The organism is Xylophilus sp. ASV27, assembly GCF_016428875.1.
GTDB lineage: Bacteria > Pseudomonadota > Gammaproteobacteria > Burkholderiales > Burkholderiaceae_C > Xylophilus.
On the sequence record NZ_JAELTO010000120.1, the window covers coordinates 1 to 12,241 of the forward strand.

At 67.4% G+C, this 12,241-nt stretch carries 13 protein-coding genes; 2 read left to right on the forward strand and 11 right to left on the reverse strand.

Annotated elements, in window-relative coordinates:
- The 6 genes from JHD63_RS19220 to JHD63_RS19245 all read right to left on the reverse strand — a co-directional run.
- Positions 1 to 622, reverse strand: a 622-nt coding sequence (locus JHD63_RS19220) for an SDR family NAD(P)-dependent oxidoreductase (RefSeq protein ID WP_198972417.1), incomplete at its 3' end; no start/stop codon positions are given.
- Positions 615 to 818, reverse strand: a complete 204-nt coding sequence (locus tag JHD63_RS19225; RefSeq protein ID WP_198972418.1) for a hypothetical protein — start codon at positions 816 to 818, stop codon at positions 615 to 617. The genes JHD63_RS19220 and JHD63_RS19225, both read right to left, overlap by 8 nt.
- A gap of 84 nt (positions 819 to 902) precedes the next feature.
- Entirely contained in the window at positions 903 to 1,814 is a 912-nt protein-coding gene (locus JHD63_RS19230; protein ID WP_198972419.1) for an IS1595 family transposase, read from the reverse strand.
- Positions 1,815 to 1,953: 139 nt separating this feature from the next.
- Positions 1,954 to 3,078, reverse strand: coding sequence for an ABC transporter substrate-binding protein (locus JHD63_RS19235; RefSeq protein WP_198972420.1), 1,125 nt, complete (start codon positions 3,076 to 3,078; stop codon positions 1,954 to 1,956).
- 26 nt (positions 3,079 to 3,104) lie between these two features.
- Positions 3,105 to 4,238, reverse strand: coding sequence for an ABC transporter substrate-binding protein (locus JHD63_RS19240; RefSeq protein ID WP_198972421.1), 1,134 nt, complete (start codon positions 4,236 to 4,238; stop codon positions 3,105 to 3,107).
- 28 nt (positions 4,239 to 4,266) lie between these two features.
- Positions 4,267 to 5,049 carry an SDR family NAD(P)-dependent oxidoreductase gene (locus JHD63_RS19245; RefSeq protein ID WP_233168450.1) on the reverse strand — a complete coding sequence of 261 codons (783 nt, stop codon included), beginning with the start codon at positions 5,047 to 5,049 and terminating at the stop codon, positions 4,267 to 4,269.
- A 143-nt stretch (positions 5,050 to 5,192) separates the two neighbouring features.
- Between JHD63_RS19245 and JHD63_RS19250 the strand changes: the two genes are divergently transcribed.
- A complete protein-coding gene (locus JHD63_RS19250; protein ID WP_233168451.1) occupies positions 5,193 to 5,696 on the forward strand; it encodes a nuclear transport factor 2 family protein in 504 nt (167 codons plus the stop codon).
- A 184-nt stretch (positions 5,697 to 5,880) separates the two neighbouring features.
- Here the strand turns inward: JHD63_RS19250 and JHD63_RS19255 are convergent, their stop codons facing one another.
- From JHD63_RS19255 to JHD63_RS19265, 3 genes are read right to left on the reverse strand one after another with little or no spacing between them, the layout of a single operon-like run.
- Complete coding sequence (locus tag JHD63_RS19255) at positions 5,881 to 6,519, reverse strand: SDR family oxidoreductase (protein ID WP_198972422.1); 639 nt, start codon at positions 6,517 to 6,519, stop codon at positions 5,881 to 5,883.
- Complete coding sequence (locus tag JHD63_RS19260) at positions 6,519 to 7,457, reverse strand: alpha/beta hydrolase (RefSeq protein ID WP_198972423.1); 939 nt, start codon at positions 7,455 to 7,457, stop codon at positions 6,519 to 6,521. The genes JHD63_RS19255 and JHD63_RS19260 overlap by 1 nt, the downstream gene beginning before the upstream one ends.
- A gap of 19 nt (positions 7,458 to 7,476) precedes the next feature.
- A complete protein-coding gene (locus tag JHD63_RS19265) occupies positions 7,477 to 8,394 on the reverse strand; it encodes an alpha/beta hydrolase (RefSeq protein ID WP_198972424.1) in 918 nt (305 codons plus the stop codon).
- A gap of 128 nt (positions 8,395 to 8,522) precedes the next feature.
- Between JHD63_RS19265 and JHD63_RS19270 the strand changes: the two genes are divergently transcribed.
- The gene (locus JHD63_RS19270; protein ID WP_198972425.1) at positions 8,523 to 9,452 is read left to right on the forward strand and encodes a LysR family transcriptional regulator; all 930 of its coding nucleotides are present in this window, start codon (positions 8,523 to 8,525) and stop codon (positions 9,450 to 9,452) included.
- Here JHD63_RS19270 and JHD63_RS19275 read toward each other — a convergent pair.
- Positions 9,449 to 10,864 (reverse strand): MmgE/PrpD family protein, encoded by a 1,416-nt coding sequence (locus tag JHD63_RS19275; protein ID WP_198972426.1) that lies wholly within the window; start codon positions 10,862 to 10,864, stop codon positions 9,449 to 9,451. The two genes, JHD63_RS19270 and JHD63_RS19275, sit on opposite strands and share 4 nt — an antisense overlap.
- Before the next feature lie 24 nt (positions 10,865 to 10,888).
- A partial coding sequence (locus JHD63_RS19280; RefSeq protein ID WP_198972427.1) for an MmgE/PrpD family protein occupies positions 10,889 to 12,241 on the reverse strand: 1,353 nt, incomplete at its 5' end.

The following is a 12,241-nucleotide window of genomic DNA, read 5'->3' on the forward strand; positions in this document are numbered from 1 at the left end:
ACTTGTTCTCGGCCAGCATGCCGCTGCCCAGCGCGTGCTTGTCCCACAGCGCCGTGCGGAACGCGCCCGGCACCAGGGTGTTGACGCGAATGCGGTGCCGCCCCAGCTTGAGCGCGCAGTGCTGCCCAAGCATCAGCACGGCGGCCTTCGCGGTGCTGTAGGCCAGCGGGCCGGAGCCGCCCAGGCGCACGCCCGCGCCCGAGGAGGTCAGGATGATGGAGCCGCCGCCCCGCGCCTTCATGGGTTCCACCGACACCTTGACCGCCAGCATGCTGGCCGTCAGCAGCATGTCCATGGCGGCGTTCCACTGGTCGACCTCCATGCCCTCGATATCGGCTGGTGTGCCCACGGTGCCCGCGTTGTGGTACATCACGTCGAGCCCGCCGAAGTGCTTCACGGCGACGTCGACGGCCTCGCGCAGATCGCGTTCCTTGCGCACGTCCGTCTGTATGAAGCGCACGGCATCGCCCAGCCGCTGCTGCGCGGCGGCGCCGGCCTCGGTGCTGATGTCTGCGATCACCACCCTGGCGCCGTGGGCCACGAATTTCTCCGCCGAGCTCAGGCCGAATCCCGCGGCACCGCCGGTAATCACGGCCACGCGGCCTTTCAAGAGTTCAGTCATTTTGTCTCCTTGGTTGAATATGTCTATTTAAGCCGCTGCTTTGCTTGCGGAAATATCTTTGCGGATTATCAAAATCCATCGCATTGCGAGGATTTTTACTCGGTGCTTCTGCTTGGCGGCTGCGACTTTCGCCCTTGGTGCTGAGCAAGGCAATTGACGAAATCAGAAGCCTCGATTCGATTTTCTCGAAGTCCATGAATATGCTGCGCACTCGGGGTTCTTGGAAATTGAATGGGTATCCACTCGGCTCCACAAAATGGAGAAAATGGTATTCATGCGACTATTCGGGCCGGCACTGGACGATGTCCCGGTACGTAGCGGGCGCCGTGTGCATCGCCTGCTGCAACAGGCGGTGGAACAGCAGGCCCACCGAATCGGCGCCGCGCAGGTTGAAGCGGAAGGAAAACTCACGCAGGTGCGCGTCCAGCAGCGTGGGCTGGACCGCGCCCTGGGGAAGGTGCTGCTCCCAGCGCCTGACCAGCGCGGCGACGCGGTGCATTCCGGGCATTGCCGGCTGTCGGGCGCCCTGCGGGGCCGCGTGCTCGCAGGCGTAGCCCAGGCGGGCGAGGGCCTGGCAGTCTTCTGCGTGGGCGCTGCGGAGTGCGGCACCCGGGGCGACGTTGCCGAGGATGAATGACGCCATTGCCGTCATGGAGGGGGCGGCCAACCGCCGCAGCCGGACCTGTCCCACGCCCGGGGGCCGCGCGACCTCCACGGCCAGGGCGATGCGCCCGGCGTCCAGGCAGAAGTCGCCTATTTCCACCACCCCCTGCAGCGGGGCAGGCGCCGGCGGCGCCATCGCTTTGCGCAGCCGGTGCAGCATGGTCCACGCGGTCTGGTAGCTGCCCAGCCCCAGGGCGCGCTGCAGCCCCAGCGCGCTGGCGCCGTGTTTCTGGTTGACGAGGTACCAGCACGCGGCCAGCCATACGCGCAGCGGCGTGCGGGTCTTGTCGAAGACCGTGCCCGCCGTCACCGTGGCCTGGAAGCCGCAGGTGCGGCAAACCAGCCTGCCGCGGCTGCAGGGGTAGGGCGCCGTCCGCGCCGCGCAGTGCGGACAGACGAAGCCCTGCGGCCAGCGCAGCCCTTGCAGGTAGGCCACACAAGCCTCTTCAGTGCCGAAGCGGTCCAGAAACTGGCGCCAGCTCACCGGGTAGTCTTCCCCGGCCCTCGGAGTTCCGTCTTGTGCATGCATGGGGCGAAGAGGTTTGTGGAGTCAAGTGGATAGGCTGTGCGGATGTGCAGTACTGCCGTCGCTGCCGCCCCCAAAGCAGCGCAGCCACCGCACCGGCCGGGGCCGATGGGGTGGCTGCGCAGGGCGGGAGGAGAAAACGTCAGGGCGCGGCGACGAACTGCCCGTCCTTGAGCACCAGCACCATCGCGCCGAAACGGGGCCGGCGCTCGGTCTGGTTCCACAGGCCGGAGCCGCCCAGGATGGGCACGTCCCTGAGCCGCAGGTAGGCGTCGCGCACTTTCTCGGGTGTGGGGTCGGGCCCCGCCTCCTTCAGGGCGGCCAGACCGACCTGGGCGAACGAGTAGCCGATGGTGGCCCAGCTGTCCGCCTCGATGCCGTAGCGCGCCTGGTAGGCGGTGGCGAAGGCCTTGTTCAGCGGCCGGTCCACGCCGGGCAGGTGGTCGGCCACGGCAATCGTGCCCTCGGCCGCCTTGCCCGTCATCGAGATGAACTTGGGCGAGGCCATGGCGTTGGAGCCGACGAAGCGCACCCTGTCGGGCAGGCCCGACTGGCGCAGTTGCAGCAGTACGTTGGCGGTCTGCTCGGTCAGCGCCGAGATGTAGACCGCGTCCACGTCCAGGGACTTGAGCTTGGTGGCCAGCGGCTGGAAGTTGGAGTCGGTGCCGATGATCGCCTCCTCGGCCGCCACCGTGCCGCCGCCGGCCTTGAAGGCCTCGCGGAAGGCGTTTTTCTGCTCGATCAGCGCCTCGTTGGTGCGGTCGAACACGAGGGCGGCCTTGCGCGCGGGCGTTTTCTCCAGTACGTACCTGGCCACCTGGGGCGTGGCGGCGGCGGCGGGCTGCTGGAACATCAGGCTGAAGGGGCCATACTTGAGCACCGCGTCCGAGGTGGCGAAGCTCAGGTTGGGCACCTTCTTGTCGTTGAAGATCGGCGAGACGGCCACGGCCTCGGCCGAGGTGGAGGGGCCGAAGACGATGACGGCGCGGTCGCGGCTGATGGCCTGGTTGGCGAGGTTGATGGCCTGGCCTTTGTCGGTGGCGCTGTCGTGCTCGATCAATTTGATCTTCTGGCCGCCCACGCCGCCTTTCTGGTTCAGTTCCTCCACCGCCAGCCGGATGGCGTTCTGGTAGTGGACGCCGGCGAATGCGGCCGGGCCGGTCATGGCCTGGATCGAGGCCACGGCAATGTCCTGCGCCTGGGCCGCCACCGCGGTCATGGCTGCCAGGGCGGCCGCGCCGGCCAGTTTCAAGCGAATGTGCTGCATGCGTGCCTCCTGTGGCGGATATGGATTCATGGCGCGACGACGAACCTGCCGTCCTTGACGAGCAGCACCACCGCGCCGAAGTCCGGCTTGCGGTCCGTCTGGTTCCACAGGCCCGAGCCGCCCAGGATGGGCACGTCGCGCAGGCGCATGAAGGCGTCGCGCACCTTCTCGCGCGTCGGACGGGGGCCGGCCTCCTTGAGCGTGGCCATGCCCACGAGCGCCAGCGAATAGCCGACGGCGGCCCAGCTGTCGGGCTCGGCGCCATAGCGGGCTCTGTAGGCCGCCTCGAAGGCCTTGTTGAGCGGGCGGTCCAGGCCGATCACGTGGTCCGACACCGCGATCGCGCCCTCGGCCGCCTTGCCCGCCACCGCCAGGAATTTGGGCGAGACCATGGCCACGGCGCCGATGAAGCGCACCTTCTCGGGAATGCCCGCCTGGCGCAGTTGCAGGATGATGTTGGCCGACTGCTCGGGGTAGGTGGCCAGGTAGACGGCGTCCACGTCCAGCGTCTTGAGCTTGGTGGCCAGCGGCTGGAAGTTGGCGTCGGTGGTGACCACGGCCTCCTCGGCCACCACGGCGCCGCCGCCGGCCTTGAACGGGTCGCGGAAGTTGTTCTTGGAGTCGATCCAGGCCTCGTTGGTGCGGTCGTAGACGAAGGCCACTTTGCGGATCGGCGTCTTCTCCAGCGTGTACCGGGCCACCAGCGCGCTCACGACGGCGGGCGACTGCTGGAACTTCATGCTCCAGCTGCTGGCCTTCAGGGTGGCGTCCGAGGTGCCGAAGTGCAGATCCGGCACCTGCTTCTCGGCGAAGACCGGCGCCACTGCGAGCGCGTCGGCGGTGGAGGTGGGCCCCAGCACCAGCAGGGCGCGGTCGCGGTCGGCGGCCTGGTTGGCGAGGTGGATCGCCTGGCCCTTGTCGCTGCCGTTGTCGCGCTCGATCAGCCGGATCCTCGCGCCATGGATGCCGCCCTTGGCGTTGGTCTCGTCCACGGCCAGGCGGATGGCGTTCTGGAAGAAGATGCCGCCGTAGGCCAGCGCCCCGGTGGAGGCCTGGATCGAAACGACGTTGAGCTCTTCCTGCGCGTGGGTTGCCGTAACGCCGAGCGCGCAGGCGGCCAGCGCCGCGATGCGGGCGAGTTTGAGGGCTTGAAAGTTCATGGTGTCTCCGGTTGTGCAGTGAACGGGTTCAGCGCGCGACGTAACCGCCATCGACGGGCAGGGCCACGCCCGTGACGTAGGAGGCGTCGTCCGACAGCAGCCACAGCGCGGCGTGGGCGACTTCCTCGGGCCGGGCCAGCCGGCCCAGCGGCACGGCGGCCACGATGCGTGCCTGGTTGGCGGCCTGGCCCGCCGCATCGACGTTGCGGCCCATGAACGCGGGCAGCATGGGCGTATCGACCGGGCCGGGGCAGACGGCGTTGACGCGGATGCCGTCGGCGGCAAAGCGCTGCGCGAGCGACTGTGTGAAGCCGACCAGGCCGAATTTGAGCGCCGAGTACACCGGGCTGAAGGTCGAGCCCACCAGCCCCGCCACCGACGAGGTGAACAGCAGCGCGCCGCCGCCGGCCTGGCGCATGTGCGGGGCGGCCTCGCCCGCGCAGAGCAGGGCGGAGGTGAGGTTCAGCGCCACGGCGGCGTTGAGCTCGCCGACATCGATGCCTTCCACGGCCACCGGGCCGGGCGAGCCCGCATGCGCCCACAGCACGTCGATGCCGCCCAGCCATGTGGCAGCCTCTGCGATCACGCGCCGGCATTCCTCGGGCGTGGAGAGGTCGGCGACGAATCCCCGGGCGCGGCCGCCCGCGGCTGTGACCTCGGCCACCACGGCGGCGGTGCGCCCGGCGTGCAGGTCCACCACCGCCACCGTGGCGCCTTGCTGGGCGAACAGCATGCAGCCCGCGCGCCCCATGCCCGAGGCGCCTGCCGTCACGATGGCGCGCTTGCCTTGCATGCGCATGGCAGAACTCATGAAGATCTCCTTCCTTGGAATGGCCGCCGCACGTTAGGGAAGGAGAACCGGAGGGTCAATTGACGATGCGCGAATCGCTGATTCGGCAATATTGAATTGAATCGCCCGGCGCGCGTGGATACGCTGCCCCGGCATGACCGGCGATGCACGGCGACGTTGCCGAGTCGCTCAAGGATTCAAACCAAACGGAGACCCATCCCATGACGAACCCATCGTCCGAACACGAAAAGAAGTTGCAGCAGCTCCTGGACAAGGATGCAATCCGGACGCTAATGTCCCGCTATTGCCACGGCATCGACAAGAAGGACGAAGCCCTGTTCATGAGCATCTGGGCCGAGGACGGCACCTACGAATTGCCGCGCGGCCAGGGCAGCGGGACGGAGGGCATTCGCCAGCTCGTGCAGAAGGTGTGGCGCGAGGTGCCCAGGTGCCACCACCACATCACCAACCCGCTGATCGACGTGCAGGGCGACAAGGCCTCGGCGAAAACGGATGTCGCCTACTTCCGCGAGACCGCCGATGGCGCGCGGTGCCTGCTCTCTGGCGGCTACAGCTTCGAGTTCGCCAGGGTGAAGGGCGAGTGGAAGACCAAGCGCCTCACGTTCGACAGCTTCGTCGACACCAGTCCAATTTTTCAAAATTCATAGCAGCCTGCGAAGACTGCTGTAGGGCTTGAGGCCAAAATGGCTTCAAGCCCTGGGCGCCATGCCTTTCAAGGTCCTGTGATCTGTTCGGTGGTTCTCGTGTCCTGTCGAGGGCGAATCCCGGCTCCCGCAGCGCACCCAGCCCAGCGATATCTCAAAGACCTTGAAATGGATCGCCCTGGGCGCCTTACATGAAGTAGGGCTTGTCGCCGTCGCTGCCCGGCTTGTGCACGCCCAGGTTCCCGCCCGCGTGCAGCGCGGGGTTGGCGATGATCCTTGCGATCAGGTCGCCCACACTCCTGCGCGACACCACGGTGCCCTTGAAGGGTTGGCCCTTGGCGGTGGTTTCGTAGTCCACCTCGTCCTCGTCCGTCAACCAGGCCGGGCGCAGGATGGTGTAGTCCAGCCCCGATGCTTCGATGGCGTCGGCCGCGCGGCGGTAGGGCTTGAGCTCTTCTCCGATGAGGGCCTGGTTCCATGCGCCGAAGCTGCCCGGCACCTCGTCGTAGATGCCGAGCGACAGCACGAAGACCAGGCGCCGGACACCTTCGGCCTGCATGGCGGCGATGACGGCCTGGGCCTGCCGGTCCAGGTCTTCGCCGCTCAGGTTGGCATAGACGATGTCCTGCCCGGCCATGGCGCTCTTGAGCAGCTTCCTGTCGAGCACGCTGCCGATCGTGAGCGTGGCGTTCGCGGGCTCCCGGCCCGTGAGCTTCTTCGGGTCGCGCAGCAGCAGGGTCTGGCGCAGGTCCGGATCGCCGGCCAGCGCCTTGACCACCCATTGCGCGATCTGGCCGCTGGCGCCGAGGATGAGTACCTTGCGCATCACAAGGTTTCCTTGAAGAAGGGCACCACCCGGGCCAGGGCCAGCGCCACCGGCTCGGGCTTGTCGTACAGGTCGTAGTGCGACCAGCCCTCGGCCACCACGATTTCCTTGCGCTGCGACGCGGCGCGGCCGTAGATCTCCCAGCCGTCGCGGTAGGCACCGAAGGCGCCGGGCTTGTCGCCGATCACCACCATCAGCGGCTGTGTCAGCAGCACCTCGGCATGCAGGAAGGCGTCCCAGCCCATGGCGGCGCCGCTGAACGACATCAACTGGCTGGTGGCGCCGTGGGGCTGCTGGCCGCGCGCGGTCTTGTAGTACTCGGTGGCTTCGAGCACGTCGATGTCGGTGATGCCCGCCTGCCGTGCGGCCTCGACGGATGCGGGCAGCAGATCGGCCACGTCGCGCTCGGCACCCTGGGCCTGGGCCGCGCGCATCCTGGCGATGTTGCGCGCCATTTCGAGCGGCTTGAACTGGGCGAAGCCCTCGCGGATCAGGCGGCCGTAGTTCACGCCGGTGATGGACACCAGCGCCTTCAGGCGGTGGTCGGTGATGCCCGCTTGCACCGTGTAGGCGCCGCCGCCGCACACCCCGATGGCGCCGATGCGCTCGGCATCCACGTAGGGCAGCGATTGCAGGTAGTCGACGGCAAAGCGGATGTCGGAGACGCGGATCGCCGGGTCCTCGATGAAGCGCGGCGCGCCGCCGCTGGCGCCCTGGAAGCTCGCGTCATGCACCAGCACGACGAAGCCCGCCTCGGCCAGGCCCTTGGCGTAGACGTTGCCCGCGGTCTGCTCCTTGCAACTGCCGATGGGGTGGGTGCTGACGATGGCGGGGTACTTCTTCTGGTCGTCGAAACCAGGCGGCAGGTAGATGTCGGCGGCGGTGTCCCAGCCGAGGTTCTGGTAAGTGACGGTCTTGAGCTGGGTGCTGGCGGTCATGGTGTTTTCCTTTCTCGAATTACAGTTTGGTGCTGAAGAACGGGGCCAGCTTGGCGACGGCCTCGTCCACGTACTTGGGCACGTCGTACAGCGACATGTGGTGGGCGCCCTCGACGACGTGCAGCGTCTTGTCCGTGCTCGCCGCGCGCGCCAGCAGGTCGTCGCTCATCCACCTGCTGCCGGCTGCGCTGCCCACCACCGCCAGCATGGGCTGGGTCAGGAAGGCTTCGGCCTTGTGGTAGGCGTCGTAGGTGATGATCTGCGTCAGGCTGCGCGCCAGCATGAAGCCGGGGGCGTTGGGATGTTGGCAGCGCGGCGTGTGGTAGTACTCCCAGGCTTCGCGCAGTTCGGCATTCGGGGCATCTTCCTCGCGCATCGGGGCCAGCGGCAGCGTGGCCGGCTCGGTGTTGCGGGCGTCTGCGGTGCGGGCCTTCGAGCCGAAGTCGATGTAGCCCACGGCGTCCGCGTCCTTGACGGTGTTCTCCCAGCCGTTGCGGAACATCTGGCCGATGTTCACCGCGCTCACCAGCCCCAGGGCCTTGATGCGGCGGTCGTTGATGGCGGCATTGGCGCTGTAGCCCGCGCCGGCGCAGATGCCCATTGCGCCGATCCTGTCCGGGTCCACGTAGGGCAGCGTGCTCAGGTAGTCGATCACGGCGCTCACGTCTTCGGTGCGGACGTGGGGGTTTTCCAACTGGCGCGGCAGGCCGGTGCTCTCGCCCTGGTACGAGGCATCGTAGGCAATGGTGATCAGCTCGCCGTACTCGGCCAGCTTGCGGGCATACAGCCCGGCGGCCTGCTCCTTCACCCCGCCGCCCGGATGCGAGACGACGACGGCCGGGTACTTCCTCGCCGCATCGAAGCCGGCAGGGAAATGGATGACGGCGGCCATGGTGACGCCCTGGCCGTTGAGGTTCTGGAAAGTGACTTTGGACATGTGATCGCTCCTGTGGGACATGAAAGAGGTTCGGTGGATGACGATGAGGACTGGGTTGAATGGTCGCGCTTTGATTAGATTTAATAAATAGTCTTATGAAGACATGAGTGATTAGTTAAACTAAACAAATGCCCATCGCCCCCTCGCTCGTCTCGTCCCTGACCTGGTTCGCCCACATCGCCCGCCACCGCAGCTTCACCAAGGCCGCCACGGAGATGGAGGTGACGCGCGCGGCCCTGTCGCAGCACCTGAAGGGGCTGGAGCAGCATCTGCAGGTGCGGCTGCTCAACCGCACCACGCGGGACATGTCGCTGACGGAGGAGGGACAGCGCCTGCTCGACGTCCTGCAGCCGGCGCTGAGCGCCATCGAGCGGGCGCTCGGTGAACTGGGCGAGGCGCAGGCCGAGCCCTCGGGCCTGATCCGCATCACCTCTTCGCGCGTGGCAGCGCGAATGCTGATCGAGCCGCGCATGGGGCAGTTTCTGGCGCTCCACCCGAAGCTGCGGCTGGAGCTGGTGATGGACGACGGCTTCTCCAACATCGTGGCCGAGGGCCTGGATGCCGGCATTCGCCTGGGCGAGAGCCTGGCCGAGCACATGGTGGCGGTACCGGTCACGCCGCCGCTGGAGATGGCCATCGTCGGCGCGCCGGCCTACTTCGAGCGCCACGGAGTTCCGCAGACGCCCGAGGACCTGATGCAGCACAACTGCCTGGCCTACCGCTTCACCTCCAGCGGCACGATCGACCGCTGGTCATTCACCTCGCCCGATGCCGAAGGCCGTACCGTGGTGTTCGAGCCGCAGGGCAACGCGCTGTTCAACGACGACGAGAGCATGCTGCGCGGCGCCCTGCAGGGCGTCGGGCTGGTGCAGCACATCGACCTGTACGTGCGCCGATACCTGGCCGATGGCTCGCTGGTGCGGGTGCTGGGCGCCTGGTGCCCGCCGTTTCCGGGCTTCTACCTCTACGTGCCCTCGCGCGCGCAGATGCCGGCCAAGATCCGGGCGCTGATGGACTTTCTCGTCGCGCAGCGGGAACGGCTCGAACGGGGCGCCTAACGCGCGGCGGCGCACAGCCCCATCAGCTCGGCGGCCCGCATGCGCGGGTCCATCGCGCGCAGCGCGGCCAGCAGCGCGCGGGCGCGTCCGGTGCCCAGCACGTCAGCGGTCAACTCCATGAACTTGGCGTCCTGCTCGTCCTCGGGCATAGGGTTCTGGTCGGTGCCGATAGGGTCTTCCACGAAGGCATGAGCGGTGCTGCCGTCCTTGAACGTGATGGTCACGTCGGCCACGAACTTGCCGGGGTAATTCTTGGCCAGCGCGGGCTCCTCGGTGATGCGGATGCCGCGCGCCAGCGCGATGACGGGCGCCATGTCCACCTGGCCCGCGAGGTAGTCGCGGTGCACCCGATAGCCGTTGCCCTTGCCCAGCAGCGCGAAGGCGGCCTGGATGGGCAGGCTGAACTGCACGTGCTCGATGTTCTTGGGCTCATAGGCGTTGGCATTGGCCGTGCCGACGACTACGTTGAAGTGGGGTGCGATCTTCAGGTGAATGCCGGCGACGTCGGCGCGGCGCGCGGCGAAGGGGCGCAGCGCGTCGATGTAGGCATGCGTGCAATAGCAGGCGCAGTAGGCCTTGAGCCAGGCGGTGGCGATCTCGAAGGGCCGGCCCTGCGCGAAGCGCTGCGCGGCGTCGTCGGCCGGCGCACGCTGCAGGAAGGCCTTGAAGAAGCCCTTGCTGCCGCTGAGGAAGGCGCGCGGTCCGGTGATGCCGGCGCGCGCCATGTCCGCCGCCGCCATGCCGTTGCGCGTGCCGATGCCGGCATGGATGCGCTTGATCGAGCCGCCGGTGGAGGTGTATTCGGTGGTGCCCGAAGCGTGGCTCAGCGCGATGGCCAGCGCGTGCAGCGTGGTCTCGGCATCGAAGCCGCGCAGCTTGGCGGCCACGGCGGCGGCGCCGAAGTTCGAGAGCACGCAGTGCGGGTGGAATCCTCGCCGCAGCAGGTCCGGCGCGGCCAGCACGCCGATACGCGCATAGACCTCGTAGCCTGCGACCATGGCGGTGATGACCTCCTCCAGCGTGGAGCCGAGTTCCTCGCCGATGGCGAGCGCGGCCGGGATCACGCAACTGCCGGGGTGGCTGGCGCTGGGGCCGTGGGCATCGTCGTACTCGAAGCCGTGGCCGTAGGAACCGTTGACGAAGGCGGCATCCGGCGCGCTCATGGCCTGTCGGCTGGCGGACACGCGGCTCTGGCCGGGGCGATGCTGGGCTGTGGCGTATTGGAGCAACTGCTGCGACCACGGCATCTGCGAGATGCCGACCTGCAGCGAGAGCTGGTCGCGCATCAGGCGGTTCACGCCCGCGTGAGCGGCGGCGTCGAGGTGCTCGTAGCGCAGGTCCTGGATGAAGCGCACTAAGGCTTGCTCCAGTGGAGGGCAGTTGGTGGGGGACGTGGCTTGGCTCGTACTCATGCAGGTCTCCTTCAATATTCCGATTCAGGCCGAGGCCGGTACCAGTGGCGCGAGCAGCGCATTCATCACATCGCCCACTTCGTCCAGGTGGAGTACATCGTGAATCAGCCTGTCAACCACGCCTTCTGAAAGAGGGATGGCCGAGTAGGGAACGCAGAGCTTGAACTTGGCGATGAAGTCCTCTTCGGTGAACGGATTCCTGGGGTGGCCCTTCACGTAGAGGCACTCCTTCTTCAGCACGCGCCCGTCGCGTAGCGTTACGTGAAGCTTGGCGCCCCAGTCAGGCACGGAGGGGTTTTCCTCGGCGGTGATGCGTGCCATCAGCTCGCGCACCTCGGTTCGCGCGCGTGACTGTTCGCTGTAAGACTCGAGAAACACCTTGTCATCGAAGGCCGCGATGGCCACGACGTAGGGCAGGCTGAACTGGCACTCTGGCACCGTTGCCGGGTTCCATTTCTTCTCCTGCGGCTCGCACACCGCGCGCCAGCTCGGCGTGGATGTTTCGATATGGATGCCGGTGATGTCGTCCGCGCGCAAGGCATGCTCCTTCATCAGCGTGCGGATGCCGTCGATGGACGAATGGGAGAAATAGCAGGCGCTGTAGCCTTTGGTGATGATGTTCTTCATCTCCCAGCGCGTACCCAGGTCGCGCAGGATGAAGCCGGGATCGGTGTCCCAGCGCGCCGTGGTGAAGTAGCCCTTGGATCCCAACAGCACCTCGGCGCGCGGGCCAGTAATGCCGCGCAATGCCAACTCGCAGCAGGTGATGGCCGACTGGCTGACCAGGCCGTGGTGCATGCGCACCATCAGCGTCGCGGGCGAGTAGATGCCCATGGTGTTGGGTTGCACCATGGTACGCGCAATGCCCTGGGCGTTCTCGAGCTGATCCTGCGTCAGGCCGAGCAGCTTGCCCACGGCGGCCACGGCGCCGAAGATGTAGTGGCCGCCGCACTCATGGAACTTGATCGCACGATTGATGACCTTGTAGGCCGTGCCGAGGCGCACCAGGATTTCCTGGCCCACCACCATGGCAGCCAGGAATTCCTTGCCGGACACCGGACCGCGCAGCCCCGTGGCCGCGAGCAGCGTGGGCACCACGTACTCCGTGACATGGCCGGCCTCCTCGTGCAGGTCGCCGCAGTCCATGGCGCGCGGCATGGGGCCCATGGCCAGCGCCGCCTCATGGGCGGGCACGCGGCCGCCGTAGAAAGGCAGCGGCGTATCGGGTCTGCCGCCGCGCTCCTTGACCAGATCAACGATGGCCGGGATGCCTTCCATCGCCGAGCCGCCTATAGTCACGCCCATGGCGTCTAGCAGCGTCTCCTTGGCATGGCGGACCGCATCGGCCGGCAGGTCGTCGTACTGCGTCCGCAGCGC

Excerpts from the sequence above, each read along its gene's own strand:
- JHD63_RS19225 (WP_198972418.1), bottom strand. The coding sequence starts at position 818 with ATGGACTTCGAGAAAATCGAATCGAGGCTTCTGATTTCGTCAATTGCC.
- JHD63_RS19230 (WP_198972419.1), bottom strand. The coding sequence starts at position 1,814 with ATGCATGCACAAGACGGAACTCCGAGGGCCGGGGAAGACTACCCGGTG.
- JHD63_RS19235 (WP_198972420.1), bottom strand. The coding sequence starts at position 3,078 with ATGCAGCACATTCGCTTGAAACTGGCCGGCGCGGCCGCCCTGGCAGCC.
- JHD63_RS19240 (WP_198972421.1), bottom strand. The coding sequence starts at position 4,238 with ATGAACTTTCAAGCCCTCAAACTCGCCCGCATCGCGGCGCTGGCCGCC.
- JHD63_RS19245 (WP_233168450.1), bottom strand. The coding sequence starts at position 5,049 with ATGAGTTCTGCCATGCGCATGCAAGGCAAGCGCGCCATCGTGACGGCA.
- JHD63_RS19250 (WP_233168451.1), top strand. The coding sequence starts at position 5,193 with ATGCACGGCGACGTTGCCGAGTCGCTCAAGGATTCAAACCAAACGGAG.
- JHD63_RS19255 (WP_198972422.1), bottom strand. The coding sequence starts at position 6,519 with ATGCGCAAGGTACTCATCCTCGGCGCCAGCGGCCAGATCGCGCAATGG.
- JHD63_RS19260 (WP_198972423.1), bottom strand. The coding sequence starts at position 7,457 with ATGACCGCCAGCACCCAGCTCAAGACCGTCACTTACCAGAACCTCGGC.
- JHD63_RS19265 (WP_198972424.1), bottom strand. The coding sequence starts at position 8,394 with ATGTCCAAAGTCACTTTCCAGAACCTCAACGGCCAGGGCGTCACCATG.
- JHD63_RS19270 (WP_198972425.1), top strand. The coding sequence starts at position 8,523 with ATGCCCATCGCCCCCTCGCTCGTCTCGTCCCTGACCTGGTTCGCCCAC.
- JHD63_RS19275 (WP_198972426.1), bottom strand. The coding sequence starts at position 10,864 with ATGAGTACGAGCCAAGCCACGTCCCCCACCAACTGCCCTCCACTGGAG.